The sequence below is a fragment of the Mesorhizobium tamadayense genome (genome assembly GCF_003863365.1).
GTDB classification, from domain to species: Bacteria; Pseudomonadota; Alphaproteobacteria; order Rhizobiales; family Rhizobiaceae; genus Mesorhizobium; species Mesorhizobium tamadayense.
The window spans coordinates 57,996-77,476 of sequence record NZ_RQXT01000026.1; the positions used below are offsets into that span (position 1 = coordinate 57,996).

Sequence of the window (19,481 nt, forward strand, 5' to 3'; positions counted from 1 at the left end):
ATTTCAGGTTGAAAGGTGATCTCTTGCAAGACCGAAGAAACCAGGAAGAATATCCGAGGAAGATATTTCAATATTCGAATAGCTGAGATCCGGTCCCGGCATAGACCTTTGGATTCTTTACAGGATCGGTCTGCAGTGATCGTTGCATGCCGCGGTAGAATATGAGCAAAGCGAGCGGCAGCCAGAAGAAAGCCGCGGTTGATGGCCCGAAGGAATCGCTCATCTGGTTTGCGACGATGTAGTTCCACACGGAAACCGACGTTCCGAGCACCATCACGTTCACTTCCGTCGCCCGCTCGCCCCTGCCATTGTCGACCAATGTGCGAAGAACCGCGCTGACCACATACGCCAAAACCAGCACGACGACGGCTATCACCAGCGCGGCGCCGGGCACGCCCAACGTTCTGAAGTAGTCGATGAAAAGGTTGTGGCTATGGGGAGCGATGTTGCCCACCGGCTGCCCTGCCCCCACTCCCATGAACGGATGCGACAGGCCCAGATCGATTGATATGGACCACAGTCGCTGTCTGGACACGACCGAATGCGCCTCACCGCCGGAAAGCTGAAGTGACAGCAGCCTGTAGGCCCGTGGATTGAGGAACTGCAATGTCATCAAGCTCGCCTCGAACAATATCGGAGCAGAAATGGTCCCAAGGATCACTGTTAGGGGACTTTGCTTTCTCCGGACCAGATAGATGCTGTACAGCCCGAAGAACATTCCCAGGCCGGCAACGCCGAGAACGAAGTTTGTCTTTGACCCCGATTTCATCAAGCCCACGAGAACCGCGGCGAGGCAGCCCAAGAGGAGAACCCGGTGCCGGCGAGAAGCGACCAGCTTCGCGGCGATGAGCGGCAAAACTGCCGACAGGGCGATCCCGAGCTGGTTGGCATGTTTGAAATAGCCTTCCGCCCGATCGACGAATCTGGCGTCGCCCAGCCCGATTGTGACAAGGCAGGATGTCACAACGCTCATTGCGATCATCGCTCCCAAAATCCTGTCGATGGCCACGGAACCACCGGGCCTCGTGGAGAGCGCTGCGACCGCTGGAATAATGGCGAAGCCAAACACCTGCGCGAAAACCGCGCGCATCGTTCTGATCGGATTGTCTGCGTAGAGCATCGACAGCAGCGACAGAACGATGATGCAACCGGATGTCGCCAGAACGGCAGTCGCCAAGGCCGCTTCGGCCCGATGAAGGCGTCTTGCCGTTTCGGCATAGGCAACGACGCTGACCAGGGCGCAGAACAGAGCGAGCAGGAAGGAAAGCGAGCCATCGGTCCCTGCAATCCGAGTGGCGCCAGGGAACCATATCGATACGATAAGCAAAAGAATGGATGCCTGCAGCATAGATGGACGTCACGCTCAAAGCGCTATGCAGCAACTGCGCACCAATGCGGGATTCAAGGCGCGCTGCCGCACCGCGGGTGAATATTCCGCGTACCTATTTCATGAGCAGCGTAGGCTGAGCGAATAGACAAGGAAATGAGCGAAAAAGCGTCATTGGGAGAAGGTGTCCTACGCCTTTTGTGCAAGCGGCGGCGGCACGGCGATTCCGGCCGCATGATCAGAGCCGGTCAGGCAGTGCAACCGCATTGGGTGTTGGTACGGATTCTCAGATGTGGGAGACTTGGGCGTGGCACACTGAGTCTTCCACACCATAGGAGAACGCCGTGCTTTGGGGCCTAATCGCCGTCGGCGGGATCGGCATTTTGCTCGGATTTCGTCTTCGAGCACCGGCGCTCATCGTTACGACCGCGGTGATTGTCCTGGTCGGCGCCGTTGCGGGCGGCATCGGCAGCTTGCTTGATTGGGACCGTCTGCTTTCGATCCTGCTTTTCGTTGTCACGCTGCAGGGCGCCTACCTGCTCGGCGTCTTCCTTGGCGTCGTGTGGCGTCGCGGCCTCACCCATGAGCAATGACGGACCGCGGCTGCCGTGTTGTCGCCGGCGCCGGACGTATTCGACGCGGCCATGCCGCCAAGGCTCGCTGCCTTTCTCGCTGATACATGTCGCCCAAAATTGCGCAGCGGTTTTGGGAGAACGACATGCATCAAAACAAGGACTTAAAGCGCGTCGCCTGAATCCGTTTCGCTGCGACGCGCTTTAGTCAAGACGCATGATCGAATCTCATCACGGCGAAGACCGTCCGAATGAGAATGACGACATCGGCCCATATGGACCAGTTTCGCACGTAGCGGCTGTCGATAGAGACGCGGCTGGGATAATCTATTGCGTCTCTGCCCGTCACTTGCCATAGGCCGGTCAGCCCGGGCCGGGTTCGAAGGTAATCGATCGCACAGGCGCCGTAACGTTGCAGTTCGTCGGGGACGACCGGCCGAGGGCCGACGCAACTCATATCGCCGCGCAGCACGTTGATGAGCTGAGGCAACTCGTCCAGGCTCGACTTCCTGAGGACGTGCCCCAGCAATGTGATGCGCGGATCGTTCCTGAATTTCAAATTCTGCTCCCACTCCTCGGCGGCTTCGGGATTGCTCGCAAGATAGTTTGCCAGAACCTGCTCGGAGTTGGCGACCATGGTTCTGAACTTGTAGCAGGCGAAACGCTTGCCGTTGAAGCCGACCCGGGTGTGGGAGAATATCGCCGGTCCACCGTCGGTCACCAATATCAAGATGGCAACCACCAGCATGATCGGAGCGGCAAGGACAAGCGCGATCGATGCGACCGTCACGTCCATGATCCTCTTGGACCGGCCGCCAAGCGGGCGACGGTTTTGGCCGACGCCGACTCCGGGCCTGCGGGAGTTCATGTCAAATGCGCTGATTGTCATGAGTTTCGCCATGGAACACGGCTGGTTTTACCACTCGACTTCACAGCGGCGGCTCGTTCTCGGCAAGAGCCGCAAAGGAGGTATCGGCGTATCTGGCGTTGGTACGCCCTTAGCCTGATCCGCGCATTGCTGGCGCGGAGTCGATAGGCCTTCTGATCAAACGGCGTATCACAGGGCACCCTTTTTCTGCAGTAGCAGTTTGGGCAAGTTCGACTGTATTGCGTGATCGACGAATTGGAACTGGTTCGGCACCGGCGGTCGAGAGCGCCGACTAAATTCGGGCCCTTACTCTCGTGGCGAGGATGCGGAGAGAATGTCCGGGGCCACTTTTGCCGAATGCTCAAGCCGGCAAAGCCGCCTGGCAATGCAACGCAAGAAATGCATGCGCGCGTCGCGTTCAGACGAGATCCGACGGGTAGATCTTCCGCATCAAGGAATGCCAGCCGGTCTGAGATTGGAGAGCACGCAACGTGGCGCCCATTCTGAATCCTTGGTCCCGTGACAGACCGACCGCTCGTCATGTTCCCGAGATGGACCGTGCGGAAACACTTGCTATCGCTCGCAGGCAAATAGCTTTGCTCGATCTCGATCTCTCCGCCCTCACCGTGGTCGTTGGCGCTGCAACGGGATACCAAGCGGTGGCTGCGACAGCCGCGGCGCTCGCCAATGCCGACCGTGTCATTGCACTCACGCGCGTATCCTCCAGACATCCGAGCCTGGCCCCAGCCGCAGATGCGACGGTGGCATTTGCCGAATACGCCAGGGTCGCCGAACGCGTGGAGGTGACAAACCGCATCGAAAGCCGCAGGTGGCAGGACGTCGACATCATCACGAATTGTCCGCAAGTCGGGCCGATTTCCAGATCGCTCATCGAGCTCTTGCCCTCTCACGCGGTTGTTTCGCTCATGGCTGAGCCTTGGGAGCTTCGGCCAGGCGTTTTGGACTTTGAGGCCTGTGACGAGGCCGGCATCAAGGTTGCCGCTCCAAATCTCAGCCATCCGGCCATAGACCTGCTGCCGGAATTCGCGCGGTTATGCCGGCTCTTGCTTGACGATGCCGGCGTTGATCAGCGTGCCGTGAGTTTCGCCATCGTCTGCGACACGCCCTGCGCGCCTTTCCTCGAGCATATGCTCGGCGAGCGTGGGGCAAGAGTTGGTGTTTTTTCGCATCCGGTGCTCCTGACCGACGATGCATGGGAGGTGATCATTGTCGCGATGCGGCCTTCCGCCAAACCACCAATGGACATCAACAGCCTGGGCCGTATCGCCAGGAGATCGCGCCAGACGCTGCTGGTGCAGTTCAGCGGCGGGATCGACCGCTCGGCCGCCAGCTATTTCGGCCTCAAGGTTTGGCCGCCGAAGCGTCCCATCCGCGGCGAGCTGGGCCTGCCGCTTGAGATACTCGGAGCGGCTCCGGTGATCCGCAGACTGACCGGAGGCCTGAAAACCGCCGAAGCCGCATATCGCAATGCGGAGTTGGGGGGAGACAGTATCGGATTTCTCGTGAAGGCAGGCTTCGAGATGCTCGACCGGGAACATTCCTGAACACCAGCCCGAGCGCATACGTATCAACGGCCGCGGGGGAGCATCCAGCTTCCGGACCTCAGATGGGAGCGGCGGACCTGAAAGAGGTCCGCCTCCAAATCGAGGCATTGGCGCCCAGAAGTTGTATTGCTGGGGCGCCAGGGTCCTGGGCAGCCTTCAAAGCATCATCTGTCTAAGCTTGTAGGCTACCTCCGTGCGGTTCGTGGCTTTCAATTTTTTCATGATGTTGCGGATATGGACCTTGACGGTGCTCTCGCAAAGGTTGAGCTCATAGGCAATTATCTTGTTAGCCTTGCCTTTCCTGAGCGCCTCCACGACCGCGGCCTCGCGCAAGGTGAACATGCCGGCAAGCGGGCGGATACCGTTAGCGGTCGAATGGATGATCTCGCGAAGCGCCAGCACGCAGCTGGCGGGCACGAAGATCCCTCCGGCGCGAGCGAGAGCAATAGCCTCGGCAGCGACCTTCACCTTAACACTCGTGGGAATGTAGCCACGGGCGCCGCATTCGAGAGCTGCAAGTATCTCCCCTGGCTCGTCGGAATCCACCACGACGATTACGGGTACGGCTCCAACTTTGGAGATGAGGTGCGCAAGTTCCGCCCGAACGCTCTGGTCGGTAACCTTTCTGGCCCCGAGAATAACGAGAATGGCGGATGGCTCGGCCCCGCCGGCAACGTGCTCGATCTCGTCAAGAGATCCTACGGCGCTAACGCGCAAAGCGGGATTGTGTTCGATAAGCCCTCGAGCAAGGCATTCGCGCTCGAGTGCTCGCTTGTCGACAATTACGACCAAGCCCTCGGTCGGATGTCCTTCTTCGAGATCGGACGTGCTGAACCCATTCACGTCCGTCAGATGCCCGTTCTGTAACCCCGTTGCGTCCTTCCAAGAATCGGAAATTTGAGGATGTCCCATCGCCTTTACTCCTCTCCGCCGCTGACCTTGCTTGCTCCCCCTTTTTGTCTCGCGCCCTCGCAAAAGCTTGTCAGAGGCATGAACTGATACGCTCGTTTACCGTGTGTCGGGCGACTAGGTGCTTAACTGAGGAATAGATTCAAGGAGTAGTGCATACGCCGGCCCAACATACGGACGTATGGCATCCCCGCTCCATTGAGGTAATCCAGCCTCATATGCATACTACGATGCTGTGGAAAAGGCGCATTAATCCGGGTTAACAAATTGGTAATTATATCTTAGGTGGCTAACATAGCCGAAAGGATGACAACCTGAAATTGCAGCGATGCCATCCGGCATCCTAAGGCTGCGCGCGAGCCCGCCTCGACCTGAGAGTGGAGATTTGCGATTTGGAGGAAACGGCGCCACACTTTCTAGAAAACCCATTGACCTCGGCTGCCAGTGTCCCCCACCCAACCGCTGCAGCCGGGGTTTTCTTTTTGGCCGCAGCAGCAGCCTTGTTCCCCTATTTTGGGCGCCTTAACGCCCCACAAACTTTCCCTTGAACCAGCCGTTCTCACCCAATCCGACTCGTGCATTGCATAAGGTGAACGGCGGCTTTGCGCCGCATATTATTGGATGCAATCGACGGTCTCACTTCATCATCTGACGGAAAAAGCCCCACGACTGTTTCCAGCCGCGGGGCGTCGGGAGAACTCCCGGGAAACCTGTGGTCAGATGTTGGCAAGCAATTCGTTGACGCGGCTTTCCATGTCGGCAAGTGCGGCATCGATGTCCTTCTGCCCAGTAATTGCAGCGCTCATCTCTTCGCCGATAATGTCCTGGATCGCAAACTGGCGCTGCACGGCAGACGGCAACGGCTTGCCGAGGTCGGCGACTGCGGTAATCGTGTTGCGATGCGGCAGAGCCTTGAAGGCCTCCGATGCAATGATGGCCTTGTATGCCGGCAGGTGACCGGTTCGCGACCAATCGAAGTCGTTGTCGGCGAAGAACTTCAGGAACTTGCCGATGGCCGCGGTCTGTTCGGGCGTGCGGTCCTTCTGTGAGACTGCCCAGGTGTGGCCGTCGGCATATTGCGCGTGGGCGCCGCCAAACAGTTGCGGATACGGGTAGACCGCATAGCCGTCCTTGTTGAGCGCGGTTCCCTTGGTCTCGGACTGGGCGTTGTTGTCACCGACAACCCACGTGCCGTTAAGCTGGACGCCACCTTCGCCGGCAAGGAAGGCATTGATCGCGCCGCCGTAGTCGAGGTCCTTGGTGGTGTACCCCTTGTCGAAGATCGCCTTGTACATCTCGACGACCTTCTTGGCTTCCGGCGTATTCAGCTTCACATGCTTCGGATCGGCAAAGAAGTCGGAGTTCTGCTGGAAGAGATAGGTGTAGAGATTGCGCGTGTAGAGTGCAGTCTCATTGGCCAGATTCTGAACGAAATAAGGCTTGCCGGTCTTCTGCTTGAACTGTTCGGCCTGGGCGAGCAGTTCCTCCGGCGACTTCGGAAGGATCGGTGTGCCGTCGGCATTGACCAGGTCGGCTTGTTTGAAGAGATCCATGTTGATGTGATAGAGCATCGTCCAGCTGTCGATCGGCAGGCCGTAGATCTTGCCGTCTTTGGCGGCGCCGTTGCGCGCCGCGTCCGTGAAGGCATCAGGTGTCACGCCGACGGACTTCAAGAGATCGTCGAGCGGCATCAGCAGCCCCTTGGACTGGTAGTCCGAAAGCGCGGATTCATGGATAGTGACAATGTCTGGGGCGTCGCCCGAAGCGAACTGCGCGGTCAGCTGGTCATAGCCCGGCCATTCCACGGTGGCGACGTTGACATGCACATCGGGATTGTCGGCGTTGAACTTGTTGATCAGCGAGGTGATGATGCCGCATTCGCCGACGGCCTTGCCGACATCGGTGTTGGTGCCGAAATCGGCATCGCAAGCACCGAAAAAGCGCTGTACGGTCAGTTCCGTCGCCGCAAGGCTTGGGCTTGCGAGCGCCATTGCGCCAGCAGAGACCGCGGCAAACAGCATTTTCCTCATTGTCATGTCAGTTCCTCCTACTGAGTTTCGGCCACTCCACCCTGGACTGGCTTTGCTTCAATCGCTGCGGGACACTCCCCCGCCTCCTGGCAATTTTCGTTATCTCACCGCAGCGCCAGAGACGGCCGTGACGATGTATTTCTGAAAGAAGAGGTAGACGATCAGGATTGGCGCGCCGGCGAACACCGCCTGCGCCATCAGGAAGCCGATGCCTTCAGACTGGGCGAAATTGGTCTGTGTCGATGCCATGCCGACGGTCAGCGTGTACATTTCCTTGTTTGTCGCCGAGATCAGCGGCCACAAGTAGTCGTTCCACGCGCCGAGGAAGGTGAAGATGCCGAGGGTTGCCTGTGCAGGCACCGTGAGCGGCAGAAGCACTTTCCAGAAAATCCTGAACCGGCTGGCATTGTCCAGCATGGCGGCTTCGTCCAGCTCCTTCGGGATGGCCTTGAAATACTGGGTCATCAGGAAGACGCCGAACGAAGCCGACAGGCCTGGGAGAATGAGCCCGGGATAAGTGTTGTGGAACTTCAGTATGCTGAAGATCTGGTGGCGGGCCACAAGCACGGCCTGTTCGGGAACCGCCAGACCGAAAAGCACGATGACGAACAGGACGTCTCGGCCGGGGAAGTTCAGCCGTGCAAAGCCGTAACCGGCGAGCGACGACAAGATCAGCGTGCCGAGTGTCAACCCGCCCGAGACGATGATGCTGTTACCCACCCAAAGGAAAACCGACGACGTGCCGACGGTGTTGACGTAATTCCTGAGCGTATAGGGCGCGTGAAACACAGAATTGGGGTTGGCCATCAGCTCGGCGTTTTCCTTGAGCGACAGGCCGATGACCCACAGAACCGGCGCGATCATCACGATCGACAGCAGGATGACGAGGGCCAACAGGACGCGGTCGCCAAATGCCCTTCCCTTGATGGCGGTAATACTCATGCCCGGTCTCCCTTGTTGCGTGCGACGAGATACTGGGCCATGGCCGCGACAAGGATGAGGATGAACAGGATTTCCGACGCCGCAGCACCCATGCCCAGATCCCAGCGACGGAACGCGGTGTCATAGATGTAGAGAACGATCGGCTTGGTCAGGTTGTTCGGACCGCCGCGCGTCATCAGCCAGGCCTGGCCGAACAGCTGGAACTGCAGCACGATCTGGATAATGACCACCAGGACGAAAGTGCGTTTGATCGACGGCAGCGTGATCGAGCGCAACGTCTGCCAGCGATTGGCATTGTCGAGCGCTGCCGCTTCGTAAATATCACGCGGGATCTGCTGCAGCGCCGACAGAAAGAGCATCATCGGCAGGCCGATGCACCACCAGAGGGTGGCAATGGCGATACCGATCATCGCAAGGCTGGGATTGGAAATGAACGCCGGGGCGGTCGCGCCGAACCAGCCGTAGATCGTCGACAGCAGGCCGACATTCGGAATGAAGACGATGCGCCAGATCAGCGTGACGATGGTGACCGACAGCACCGAGGAGGAAAAGAACAGCGTCCGCAGCACCGCGGCGGTACGCGTCCGGCGGTTGAGGCAAAGCGCCAGAAAAAGGCCGATCAGCGCCAGCGTCGGCACCGTCAGAAGCACGAAATAGAAGGTGTTCCAGATCGATTGCAGGAAGACCTTGTCGTGATAGAGCCTGACGTAATTGCCGAGACCGACAAAATTTCCGGACGAGAACGTGTCGGCCTTGTGGAAGCTCAGCCAGATCCCCCACAGCAGCGGGAACAGCAGCAGCGTCGTGAAGAAGAACAGGAATGGCGCGACGAAAATGACGTTTCGCCATTGCGGCGCGTAGATATCGGCGCTTGGGGTTCTGACGCTCGCGGCCGGCGTCGCGGTGTGCGGCATCGCCAACTGGTCAGCCATATCAGGCCTCCCCTGCGTGCCAGGCGCGGCCAGCCTCGCTGAACAGATGCGATTTCTTGCCGTCGAAGGCGAGCCCAACCTTGTGGCCGACCGTGACGCTGCTGTTGCCGACATCCGAGCCGACGATCTGCAGGCCATCACCGAGCCTTGCGTAGATCAAGGTGCGTTCGCCGAGCCGCTCGAGCACATCGACCACGCCATCGGCATCGCCGTGCCCGGCGGGGACGACGCGAACGTCTTCCGAACGGATGCCGAAGGTGTAATTGCTATCGGCCAGCAGGTTGGACGCGATCTCGGTCTGGACCGATATGCCGCCGGCAAATTTGACCTTGGTGTTGCCGCCCGATCTGTCGAGTGTCGCATCGACAAAGTTCATCGCCGGCGCACCGACGAAGCCCGCAACGAATTTGGTCGCGGGGCGATCGTAGATCTCCATGGGAGAGCCGATCTGTTCGATTTTGCGATTGTTCATGACGACGATGCGGTCGGCGAGCGTCATTGCCTCGACCTGATCGTGAGTGACGAAGATCATTGTCGATTGCAGGCGTTGGTGAAGCTGGGCAAGTTCGATGCGGGTGCGGGTGCGCAAAGCCGCATCGAGATTGGAGAGCGGCTCATCGAATAGGAAGGCCTTCGGCTCCTTGACGATCGCACGGCCGATGGCGACGCGCTGGCGCTGGCCGCCGGAGAGCTGGCCCGGCTTGCGATCGAGCAAGTGTGGCATTTCGAGGATGCGGGAGGCTTCGTTGATCCGCGCGTCGATGATCTGCCGTGATATGCCGATATTCTGAAGCCCGAAGGCCATGTTGTCGCGCACGGTCATATGCGGATAAAGCGCATAGGACTGAAACACCATGGCAATGCCGCGTTTGCCCGGCGGCAGATGATCGATGCGCTGATCGTTGATGGCGATCTCGCCGCTATCGACGGTTTCGAGGCCTGCAATCATTCGCAGAAGCGTCGACTTCCCGCAGCCGGACGGTCCAAGGAACACGACGAATTCGCGTGCCTTGATGGACAGCGACAGATCCTCCAGCACCGACATGGCACCGAACTGCTTGCTGACATTCCTGATTTCGATATCGGCCGTCACGTCGACGCTCCTCCTCAGCGCATGCACTTTTCGATAATGCGCGCCCGAAGTCAGACCTTGAGGCGGATCATCTGGTAGGAATAGGCCGGCAGCGACAGGCTCAGCTTGCCGCCAGCCACCGAGGCGCCCGACCCTTTCTTGGGAACGACATTGCCGGGATTTTCGGCCGAATTGACGGCTTTCAGATCCGCGTGCGTCATCACCTGGTAATCTGCAATGTCAGCCGCGCCGAAGCCGGCGACATCGATCACGGTTTCGATTGCCTCGCTCGAATGGCGGTTGACGGCAAAGAAAGTGACATGGCCGGTCTTCGTGTCATGCACGCCGGTGACGTCGACATAGGATACGTCGCCCGCCACGATGGACTTGTAGGTCGGGCTTTCCACCTTGAGATCCAGCGCATTGCCGCGGCCGTAGAGCGAGGCAAATAGATACGGATAGAAGATCGTCTGGCGCCAAGCCGGACCATTCGCAACGGTCATGATCGGCGCGATGACGTTGACCAGTTGCGCCAGGCAGGCAATCTTGACCACGTCGGAACGGCGGATGAAGGTGTTGAGGATCAGGCCGACCTGCAGCACGTCCTCGAAATTGTAGATGTCTTCGAGCAACGGCGGGGCGAAGGGCCAGCCGTCATTGCCGCCGAGGATCTTCTTGTCCTTTTCCTTGGAATGGTACCAGACGTTCCATTCGTCGAACGAGATGTAGACCTGCTTGCTGGAGCGCTTCTTGGCCTTGACATAGGCGATGACGCCGGCGACCGAGGCGATGTAGTCGTCGAGCTTCTCGCTCATCGCGAGATAGTTCGGCGCGTCATTGGCTTCGTTGTCGAAATACATGTGCAGCGAGATGTAGTCGATCTCGTTGTAGGTGTGGTCGAGAACCGTCGCCTCCCATTCTGGATAGGTCGGCATCTTGGCATTCGAAGAGCCGCAGACGACGAGTTCGAGCGACTTGGAAAAGGCGCGCATCGCCTTGGCGGTCTCATGGGCCAGGCGGCCGTACTCGTCGGCGGTCTTGTGGCCGATCTGCCACGGGCCGTCCATTTCGTTGCCGAGGCACCAGAGCTTGACGTCGAAGGGCTCCTTGCGGCCATTGGCGATACGCTTGTCGCTCCACTCACTGCCACCGGGATGATTGGTGTATTCCAGAAAGTTGCGGGCCTCATCGAGGCCACGCGAGCCGAGATTGACGGCGAGCATCATCTCGGTGTTGGCGGAGGCGCACCAATCGGCAAATTCATGCAAGCCGACTTCATTGCTTTCCGACGTGTGCCAGGCGAGGTCGAGGCGTACCGGGCGCTCGTGCTTGGGGCCGACGCCGTCTTCCCAATTGTAAGCGGACACAAAATTGCCGCCGGGATAGCGGACTATCGAAATGTTGAGTTCCCTAACGAGATCGATGACGTCCCGACGCATACCATTGGCATCTGCGGTCGGATGGCCGGGCTCATAGATGCCGGTGTAAACTGCGCGTCCCAGATGCTCGATAAAGGATCCGTAGAGCCTCGGGTCGATTTCCGAGACAACATAACGCGGATGCGCCGTGACGGCTGCCTTCATGCATTCCCTCCCAAGATATCACAAATGATGATTTAAATCATCTTATCCGATATCAAAGGCGACCGGCAGCCGTTCGTCAAGTCAAAACAGTCAAAAGTCTGACAATTGACTAAAGGATTTTGCCTGTCGATGAAGGCAACAGACTGAAATTGCATCACTTTTTTTAAAACCCGGTTTTGTGATATCACTTGGTTTTGATCCGAAGCAGGATGTCCTGGTCGTAATTTCCAAACCGCTTGCCGAATATATTGACCCCGCCCGGCCGCTCGGCATCGTCTTTGACGCCAATACGGACACGAATCGAATGATGGGCCTTGAGGTCGAGTGCTGCGAGGCTGACTTCGGAAATCCTGACGCCGTCGACATAGGTGCCGTCGGTGGAAATTCGCCAGTTCTTGAGCTTGCCATATTGCGAGCCCTTGAGCTTCCACCAGGAGGGCGTGAAGACGCCGCGCTTGTCGCCAAAATCACCGGGCGAGGTCCAGGTGCCGACGTCGACGCCATTGATCGCCAATGTGATGTCGGATGGCCAGTCGGCGCTGGTGCCCGGCACCTCCGAGGACAGTTCTGCCACCACTTCGAGCTCAGTGATCTCGGCATTGGCGAGCTTGGCATTATTGGGGAACTGGTATTCGACAAAGCCGCGCGTGAACCACAATAGGCCCGCCTTCATGCGGTCCGGATCGAGGAATGTGTTCGGCACGTCGAGCAGACCGATGATGCCGTCCGGCGAGCACAGGCCGCAGGGCGCCGTCACCTCGAACCCAGTATAAAGCCCGATCGGCATCGACACTTCGATCGCGTCGTTCTTGACCGCACGATACTCGCTCTTGAAGACCACGAGCACTTCTTCGGCGGTCGGATAGCAGATCTTCTGGCTGCCCTTCTTCGCCTTCTGGTTCTCGGTGCGAATCAGGCCCGCGTCCTCAAGCACCTGGATATTTGTCGAGACGGTCGATTGCGGCAGCGACAGCACGGCGGCGATGTCGTTGACATTCATCGGCCCCTTCTCATGCAGCAGTTTCAGCATGGAAATGCGCGCCAAGGAGGCAAGCCCCTTGAGCACGGCAATGCCTTCCTCAGGTTCGATCACCAGAAAATTGCGACTCATGAATTGCCAGTCTATGCGAAATCCATACCCGAAATTGCCTTGTATATCTGGGTATCTGATTTAATCAATGCGCTGACCGGCATGCGGCGCGGCATTCTCAATTTCGTCGGCATCAAGCCGGCGCGCGAGACGTTGTTCGGCACGGTCGCGAACGCCAGCGACGCGAAACCGGCAAGCTGGGTGAAGCAGATTCAAAGGGTTGGGCGAACGCGCGATCTACAGCATGTCTCCCGAAAGTGGGAACCGGTTTCGGGATAAAGACATGCGCAAATTCAAAGACCTGCGCACGGAGCGAATCTGAAAGATAGCGACGCGCTTTAGTCTGCTGGGGCGGTCACGGCTGCAGGACGGCGGCGCCACTCAGCCTGCCCATCCTCAAATCGTCCAGTGCCTGGTTGGCCTGCTCCAGCGGATAGACCTTCGTGTGCGTGCGCACTTGAGCGCGCTGCGCTATCGGGAAGAATTCCTCCGCGTCACGGCGGGTCAGGTTCGCGACGGAAACCAATTCCCTTTCTTCCCACAGAAGTTTGTATGGCATCGACGGAATGTCGCTCATGTGGATACCGCCGCAGACCACGCGGCCGCCTTTGCGTACAGCCCGCAGCGCCGCCGGCACCAGCGCACCGACCGGTGCGAAAATGATCGCGGCGTCAAGCTCGACGACGGGCAATTCATCGGACGCCCCTGTCCAGACAACGCCCAGCGAATGTGCGAAATCCTGAGCCTGGATATCGCCACGCCGCGTGAAAGCGAAGATCTCGCGTCCCTGCCAGATCGCAACCTGCGTGATGATATGCGCGGCGGCGCCGAAACCGTAGATCCCCAGCCGGCGGCCGTCGCCTGCCTTCTTGAGGCAGCGCCAGCCGATCAGCCCTGCGCATAGGAGTGGCGCCAGCGATACCGGATCAACCGCGGCATCGAGCTCGAAGGCGAAATGCTCGTCGGCAACGACATGGCTGGCGAAGCCGCCATCCCGCGTGTAGCCGGTGAAGAGAGGCTGGTCGCAGAGATTTTCGGTGCCGGAGGTGCAATAGGGGCAGTGCCCGCATGTGTGTCCGAGCCAAGGGACACCCACCCTCTGCGCTAGCCGGGACCGCGACACGCCCTCGCCGACCAGATCGACGATACCGACGATTTCATGGCCTGGCACGAGCGGCAACTTTGGCCGCGGCAGATCACCGTCCACGACGTGCAGATCGGTCCGGCAGACTGCGCATGCCTCTACCTTCAGCCTTATCTCGCCTGGTCCCGGCGTGAGGTCGGGACGGTCGACGAGGTTCAAAGGCGTACCGGGCTTTTCCAGTACCATTGCCTTCATCACACTTCCCCGGTTCTAAAGCATGTCTCCCGAAAGTGTGCAGCGGTTTCGGGACAAAGACATGCTTAAAATCAAAGACCTAAAGCAGGTGGCGTGAATCCTTTTTCACGCCACCTGCTTTGGAAAAAAGACGGGAACAGATCCGTTTCCACTCGGCGACGAGAATGGAAAACGCGCTGGTCCGGCACTCGTTCCTATCGCGAGCGCTTGATCCTGACCGGGTGCGGCCGGGTGTAACGACCGGGCTGCTCCTGGGCAGAACGCCGATATCGATGCCACAGCGGCGACCGCTGCGGCCAATGCAGCTAACCAGGATTTCTTCACACACCGCCAGTTTGGCGCGGCGACGCTCTCCCTGCCTCCCGGCATATCACGATCCGCTTGCCAAACCGGCCTCACCATTTCACGTTGAAGCCGAGCTGGCACCGATGACATAGCTGTCGCCGAAATCCTCCAGGCTGGTCCGCGCCAGCGCCTCGCCATAGACCGCGTATCGACCGTCCCCCCAGCCCAGCGTGCCGCCGAGCCGACGCGCCGTTACAGTGTGCCGAGCTCGTTGAGGCTCTGCAGCACCCCGGTATAGGTCGTAAAGCGGTATACCGGGCTGATAGAGCGGCTGCGGCTCGGGATTATCGGGAGCAACTCGGGCCGGGCACCACCGTGCTCACCGGTGCCAGCTCCTATACCGGCGGGACAACGGATTCGCGACACTAAGCGGTCTCAGCAATTTTCAGCACGACGTCGATCTCGGCCATCACCGCTGCGGGCAGCGGCCCTTTTTCCAGCGCACCGAGATTGTCCTCGACCTGCTCGGGCCGCGTGAAGCCGGGGACCGGCAAGGCGATTGCCGACTTGGCTAGGATCCAGCCGAGCGCGCCCTGCGCAAGCGTGCGTCCGCCCGAGGTGAGCAGGTCGCGGATTGCCGAGAGCCATGACAGATATTGCGGATTGGCGGCGCCATCCCTGAAAAACACCATCCACTCGGCAGCCCCGCCGCGCACGTCATCGGCAGGCAGCTTCATGGCCGGCGTATATTTGCCGGTGAGCAGCCCCATTGCCAGCGGCAGCCGGCTGAGCGAGACGAGGTTCTCGCGCGCCGCAACGGCCATCAGCTCGTTCGCCGGGGTAAACACATTGAAGTCGTTCTCTACGGCGACGAAACCCTCGCGCGGCGCATAGGCGGCTAGCCGTTCGCGGTGATCGGTGCTCCAGCCGAAGCCGCCGATCTTGCCCTCCTGGCGCAACAGGCCGAGCGTATCGAACACCTCGCCGGCCCGCTCGATCGGATACTCGTTGATATGTAGCAGCGCGACGTCGATACAATCGCGCTGCAGGCGCTGCCGCGAATTGTCGATCGATGTCCGGATCGCCGCGGCAGAGGCATCCACGGGAGCGATCTTGCGCGTTTCGGGGTCGCCGAAATAGCCGACCTTGGTGACGATGACGGCATCGTCCTTGCCCTTCAACGCCCGCCCCAGGATCAGTTCGGCATTGCCGGCGCCATAGGCGGCAGCCGTGTCGAACACCGCGCGCCGATGTCATAGGCCATCGCCAGCGCGGCTTGCGACCTGATGTCGTCGACCTCGCCATAGACTGTGGCCGTGTCACGCCAGCGCGCCGCGCCACCCGCCGCCCAGGTGCCGATCCCGATGCGCGGTACCGAGCGGCCGTCCCAAAGCTCCATCATCTGCATGCCCGGCTCCATTATCTCCCCGTCTCCATTATCTCAATGACGCAGGCTGGCTTGGCGGGCGCACTCGCGGATCTCTTCGCGAGAAATGCCGGCATCCGCCAATGTGCTGTCCGGGGCCTGCCTCAAGCTCGCAAGCGTCTTGCGATAGGCAAGCCAGCGGGCGAAACGGTGCTGAAGTTCATACAACATGATCATCTCCTTTGGCGCGCGGAATGCCCGCGCGCCTGGGTTGGTCGAAAACGCAAAGCATCTGTGCGAAGCGCATGCTCGATCGAAAGGGTTGCGCGTGCTTCCTGGCCAGCCGAGGCGCTTGTCACCATCCCGTCAGGCAGGATTGTCTTACGCCTTCAATGCCTGCATACTTGCGCGTGACGCCGACATCGCGCTACAGCCACGGTCGCAAGGAGTTTTTCATTTCTGCAAAATGGATATCGACTGGGATGATCTGAGGTTGTTTCTGGACGTTGCGCGGCTGGGTGGCCTGAGCGCGGCGACGGGGACCACGCGCCTCAGCGCAGCCACCCTTGGACGACGCGTCACCGCGCTCGAAAAGCAGATCGGCGAACCGCTGTTCGTGCGTCACCAGACCGGCTACCGGCTGACCCCGGTCGGCGAAGAACTGCTGCGGCGCGCCGAAGACGTCGAGGCGGCAATGCAGTCGCTGACCCGCTGGCGCGAGGGAAACCTGCCCGACCGCATTGTCCGCGTCTCGGCCGGGCCATGGACCTCGGCCTTCGTTTCCGCCCATATCGGCGAGATCTGGACGGTCGATGACGGCATAAGGGTGGAGCTTGTCACCACCACCGACCGGGTCGACATCGGCCGCCGTGCCGCCGACATCGGCATCCGCAGCGAGCGTCCGACCGAGCAGTGGCTGGCCGGCCGTCAGAGCGGCAAGGTCGCCCACGCCATTTATTCCGGACGCCACCTGATCAACGGCATCGCCGCCGGGTTGTTCGTCGGCGTCACCGGCGAGGGGGCAAACATTGCCTCGGCGCGGTGGCTGCAAGCCCATCACGGCGACCGCATCGCCGTGCGCGGCAACAACACCCATTCGGTGCGCGAACTGGTCGCCGCCGGCGCCGGCCTTTCGGTCTTTCCGTGCTTCGTCGGTGACAGCGATCCGCGGCTGGTTCGCGTCGCTCGGCCTATCCCCGAACTTGAGACCGACCAATGGATCGTCACCCATCACGAGGAACGTCACTCCCCGCCGGTACGAAAAGTCGCCGACCGGATTGCCGCCTTGATGCGGGCGCACCAGCCGCTGTTTCGCGAGACGCCGATCCGGTAAGCCTCAGGCGTCGATCGGCCGCCAGCTGAGCCGCATGCTGGCGCTCAGGCCTTGACCGCGTCCAGCCTGTCGATGGCCTGCACGTTTCCCGCTGAGGGGCCGTTCGGATCGAACTCCGAGGTAAGCCAGGCGTCGGCGATCGATTTCGCCAGTTCGGAACCGATCACGCGGGCACCCATGGTAATGATCTGGGCATTGTTCGATTTTGCCGCGCGCTCTGCCGAATAGGTGTCGTGGGTAAGAGCGGCACGGATGCCAGGCACCTTGTTGGCCGAGATGCAGACGCCAATGCCGGTGCCGCAGAACAGGATGGCCCGGTCGTAATTGCCGTCCATAATTTCGTGGCCGATCCTGGCGGAGATGTCGGCGTAGTATCCGGCCTGGCTCAGGTCGACGACCTGCAACTCGGGCTTGGTGGCGAGGTGCTTGGCGATGACATCGAGCAGAGGCTTGCCGGCGCTGTCAGCCCCGAGGGCGATCTTCATGCAATAAACTCCTTTGCTTTCGCGTCTTAACGGTCAGCGCCCGACGGCGGCCGATGCCTTCTTCAGAATGTCGATGTAGCCCGCGGCTTGCCATGCCGAGCGGCCGATGAACAGGCCGTCAACATGTGGCTGGCCGATCAGTTCGACCGCATTGCCGGGATTGACGCTGCCGCCGTAAAGCACAGGCGGAGCGTCGGGCCGCCGGCTTGCGGCGACTTGCTTGATCAGCGCTTGCTGCCTGTCGGCGTAGTCGGCGCTTGCCGGGATGCCTTTCTCGCCGATCGCCCACACAGGCTCGTATGCAAAGAGGATTTCCGCCGACAGCTCCTGATCCCTCAAGCCTTGCAGCGCACCAAGCACCTGCGCCGTCAAAACCTCATCGGCGCGTCCAGCTTCGCGCTCAGCCAGCGTCTCGCCAACGCAAATCAGCGGCACGAAGCCGTGCCTGACCGCCGCAGCCGTTTTCAATCCCACGGTCGCATCCGTTTCGCCGAAATGCTCGCGACGCTCGCTGTGACCGAGTTCGATCATGTCCAGCCCGCAATCCTTCAGCATCAGCGGCGAAATCTCCCCCGTCCAGGCTCCGGCGTCGGCCCAATGCATGTTCTGTGCGCCGACCTTCACGCGGCTCGCGGCAAGTGCCGCCTTGACCTCGCGCACGGCGGTGAAGGGCGGAACGACAAAAGGCTGTATCGCCGGATCGAAGCCAGGCACGAATGCCGCCAGCGTGTCGGCGAACTGCAATGCCTCCGCCAGCGTCTTGTTCATCTTCCAACTCGTGCCGACCCAATATGGGGTCATTTCTATTCTCCCTCTTCACGCTCGAGGATTGAGCCTGTCGCGGCCGGTGTCAGTATAAGGCGCCCAGAAATCCACCGACTCCCGGATCATGGCGACAACCTGGTGATCGACCGGTTCCCGCTCCCGAAAGGAAAGCTCAAGGCAGATTTCATTGTCGGTTCCGCCGCCGCCTCGCACTGTGTCGAGCAGCTTTTGCGGGATGATGCGGCCGTCCTTGTTATAGGCGGCCGTGAAAGGCCAGTGCCCGCCCTTGTTCATGGAAGATTGCTTGACGTGGATGATCGGCGATTGCAGCGGAAACGCTTTCGCCCAGGCATAGGGGTCGGTGTCATCAAGATTGGGCGAGGTCACGTCGCCATGGTCGATGTCGACCATCATCTTCATCGGTAAAGGCAGCCCTGCAGCATCGATATCGCGCTGCAGAGCAGCGCAGCTTTCGATCGTGTGGCCAAATTCCCGGCCCACCGACATCGGCTCCCAGAACAGATATGACAGACCCGCCGCCCTGGCGTGCTCGGCCACCTCGCGCCAGCATTCGAGAGCGATGTCGAGAAGTGCTGCGCGCCTTTGCGGATCGTCGTAATCCTTGTGCGTGAAGATGGCGAACTGCGTGCCCATGCCCGGAGCGCCGAGTTCGGCGGAAATGTCGGCAAATGTCTTGAACCAGTCGACGTAGTAACGGCGGACATCCGCGTCCGGGTGGCCGAAATGGTTGAGCCGGCCATAGGGTCCCGTCATGCCGGAGGTGATCCGCACGCCGGTCCGCGCCAATGCCTTCCCGAACAGGCGAAGAAACTTGGCAATCGTTGCCGCCGGCCAGCCCGGATTGACGAATTCATGCGTCAGCTGCACGTCGCGGATGCCGATGCCGTAGGCAATCACGTCGATCAGGTCATCGGGCTCAGCGAACCGATTGACGAGCGGATTGGTGTTAAGGGAAAGTGTGAAGGCCAAGCGAAATCTCTCAAGTTTATCCGTTAGC

21 protein-coding genes are annotated in these 19,481 nt (G+C 60.1%); 5 read left to right on the forward strand and 16 right to left on the reverse strand.

Annotated features, from left to right (window positions below; translation table 11 throughout):
- Positions 1 to 67: 67 nt before the first annotated feature.
- Positions 68 to 1,348, reverse strand: coding sequence for an O-antigen ligase family protein (locus EH240_RS20575; protein WP_125001990.1), 1,281 nt, complete (start codon positions 1,346 to 1,348; stop codon positions 68 to 70).
- A 323-nt stretch (positions 1,349 to 1,671) separates the two neighbouring features.
- On the opposite strand from EH240_RS20575, the gene EH240_RS20580 reads away from it, so the two are divergent.
- Complete coding sequence (locus EH240_RS20580; protein ID WP_125001992.1) at positions 1,672 to 1,920, forward strand: hypothetical protein; 249 nt, start codon at positions 1,672 to 1,674, stop codon at positions 1,918 to 1,920.
- 187 nt (positions 1,921 to 2,107) lie between these two features.
- Here the strand turns inward: EH240_RS20580 and EH240_RS20585 are convergent, their stop codons facing one another.
- Complete coding sequence (locus EH240_RS20585) at positions 2,108 to 2,788, reverse strand: sugar transferase (RefSeq protein ID WP_245436224.1); 681 nt, start codon at positions 2,786 to 2,788, stop codon at positions 2,108 to 2,110.
- Between the two features lie 575 nt (positions 2,789 to 3,363).
- Here EH240_RS20585 and EH240_RS20590 point away from each other — a divergent pair.
- Positions 3,364 to 4,332, forward strand: coding sequence for a DNA-directed RNA polymerase subunit omega (locus EH240_RS20590; RefSeq protein WP_125001994.1), 969 nt, complete (start codon positions 3,364 to 3,366; stop codon positions 4,330 to 4,332).
- A 156-nt stretch (positions 4,333 to 4,488) separates the two neighbouring features.
- On the opposite strand, the gene EH240_RS20595 is transcribed toward EH240_RS20590, so the two are convergent.
- From EH240_RS20595 to EH240_RS20625, 7 genes are all read right to left on the reverse strand, one after another.
- The gene (locus EH240_RS20595; protein WP_125001996.1) at positions 4,489 to 5,244 is read right to left on the reverse strand and encodes a response regulator transcription factor; all 756 of its coding nucleotides are present in this window, start codon (positions 5,242 to 5,244) and stop codon (positions 4,489 to 4,491) included.
- Positions 5,245 to 5,957: 713 nt separating this feature from the next.
- Complete coding sequence (locus EH240_RS20600; RefSeq protein ID WP_125001998.1) at positions 5,958 to 7,277, reverse strand: ABC transporter substrate-binding protein; 1,320 nt, start codon at positions 7,275 to 7,277, stop codon at positions 5,958 to 5,960.
- Positions 7,278 to 7,370: 93 nt separating this feature from the next.
- Positions 7,371 to 8,213 carry a carbohydrate ABC transporter permease gene (locus EH240_RS20605; protein WP_125002000.1) on the reverse strand — a complete coding sequence of 281 codons (843 nt, stop codon included), beginning with the start codon at positions 8,211 to 8,213 and terminating at the stop codon, positions 7,371 to 7,373.
- Complete coding sequence (locus tag EH240_RS20610) at positions 8,210 to 9,127, reverse strand: carbohydrate ABC transporter permease (RefSeq protein WP_245436231.1); 918 nt, start codon at positions 9,125 to 9,127, stop codon at positions 8,210 to 8,212. The genes EH240_RS20605 and EH240_RS20610 overlap by 4 nt, the downstream gene beginning before the upstream one ends.
- 19 nt (positions 9,128 to 9,146) lie before the next feature.
- Entirely contained in the window at positions 9,147 to 10,238 is a 1,092-nt protein-coding gene (locus EH240_RS20615) for an ABC transporter ATP-binding protein (RefSeq protein WP_125002004.1), read from the reverse strand.
- A gap of 50 nt (positions 10,239 to 10,288) precedes the next feature.
- Entirely contained in the window at positions 10,289 to 11,800 is a 1,512-nt protein-coding gene (arfA, locus tag EH240_RS20620; protein ID WP_125002006.1) for an arabinosylfuranosidase ArfA, read from the reverse strand.
- Between the two features lie 184 nt (positions 11,801 to 11,984).
- Positions 11,985 to 12,911, reverse strand: coding sequence for an ArsR/SmtB family transcription factor (locus tag EH240_RS20625; RefSeq protein WP_125002008.1), 927 nt, complete (start codon positions 12,909 to 12,911; stop codon positions 11,985 to 11,987).
- On the opposite strand from EH240_RS20625, the gene EH240_RS38060 reads away from it, so the two are divergent.
- On the forward strand, positions 12,813 to 13,169 hold the full coding sequence (locus tag EH240_RS38060; RefSeq protein WP_167484085.1) for a hypothetical protein: 357 nt from the start codon (positions 12,813 to 12,815) through the stop codon (positions 13,167 to 13,169). The two genes, EH240_RS20625 and EH240_RS38060, sit on opposite strands and share 99 nt — an antisense overlap.
- A gap of 76 nt (positions 13,170 to 13,245) precedes the next feature.
- Here EH240_RS38060 and EH240_RS20635 read toward each other — a convergent pair whose 3' ends face one another.
- Positions 13,246 to 14,229 (reverse strand): zinc-dependent alcohol dehydrogenase family protein, encoded by a 984-nt coding sequence (locus tag EH240_RS20635; RefSeq protein WP_125002012.1) that lies wholly within the window; start codon positions 14,227 to 14,229, stop codon positions 13,246 to 13,248.
- Between the two features lie 579 nt (positions 14,230 to 14,808).
- On the opposite strand from EH240_RS20635, the gene EH240_RS40115 reads away from it, so the two are divergent.
- Positions 14,809 to 14,943 (forward strand): hypothetical protein, encoded by a 135-nt coding sequence (locus EH240_RS40115; protein ID WP_425374815.1) that lies wholly within the window; start codon positions 14,809 to 14,811, stop codon positions 14,941 to 14,943.
- On the opposite strand, the gene EH240_RS20645 is transcribed toward EH240_RS40115, so the two are convergent.
- From EH240_RS20645 to EH240_RS20650, 3 genes are read right to left on the reverse strand one after another with little or no spacing between them, the layout of a single operon-like run.
- Positions 14,940 to 15,755, reverse strand: coding sequence for an aldo/keto reductase (locus EH240_RS20645; RefSeq protein ID WP_342634098.1), 816 nt, complete (start codon positions 15,753 to 15,755; stop codon positions 14,940 to 14,942). The genes EH240_RS40115 and EH240_RS20645 overlap by 4 nt on opposite strands.
- Entirely contained in the window at positions 15,710 to 15,922 is a 213-nt protein-coding gene (locus EH240_RS39910; RefSeq protein WP_342634099.1) for a hypothetical protein, read from the reverse strand. Before EH240_RS39910 ends, EH240_RS20645 begins: the two co-directional genes overlap by 46 nt.
- Before the next feature lie 33 nt (positions 15,923 to 15,955).
- Complete coding sequence (locus EH240_RS20650; RefSeq protein WP_125002014.1) at positions 15,956 to 16,111, reverse strand: DUF1127 domain-containing protein; 156 nt, start codon at positions 16,109 to 16,111, stop codon at positions 15,956 to 15,958.
- Positions 16,112 to 16,346: 235 nt separating this feature from the next.
- Between EH240_RS20650 and EH240_RS20655 the strand changes: the two genes are divergently transcribed.
- Complete coding sequence (locus EH240_RS20655) at positions 16,347 to 17,213, forward strand: LysR family transcriptional regulator (RefSeq protein WP_281035143.1); 867 nt, start codon at positions 16,347 to 16,349, stop codon at positions 17,211 to 17,213.
- A 44-nt stretch (positions 17,214 to 17,257) separates the two neighbouring features.
- On the opposite strand, the gene derI is transcribed toward EH240_RS20655, so the two are convergent.
- The 3 genes from derI to EH240_RS20670 are packed head-to-tail and all read right to left on the reverse strand — an operon-like array spanning position 17,258 to position 19,453.
- Positions 17,258 to 17,698: a D-erythrulose-4-phosphate isomerase gene (gene derI / locus EH240_RS20660; protein ID WP_125002018.1), complete on the reverse strand. Its 441-nt coding sequence runs from the start codon at positions 17,696 to 17,698 to the stop codon at positions 17,258 to 17,260.
- Between the two features lie 33 nt (positions 17,699 to 17,731).
- The gene (locus EH240_RS20665) at positions 17,732 to 18,499 is read right to left on the reverse strand and encodes a triose-phosphate isomerase (protein WP_125002020.1); all 768 of its coding nucleotides are present in this window, start codon (positions 18,497 to 18,499) and stop codon (positions 17,732 to 17,734) included.
- A 15-nt stretch (positions 18,500 to 18,514) separates the two neighbouring features.
- Positions 18,515 to 19,453 (reverse strand): sugar phosphate isomerase/epimerase family protein, encoded by a 939-nt coding sequence (locus EH240_RS20670; protein ID WP_125002063.1) that lies wholly within the window; start codon positions 19,451 to 19,453, stop codon positions 18,515 to 18,517.
- Positions 19,454 to 19,481: the final 28 nt, after the last annotated feature.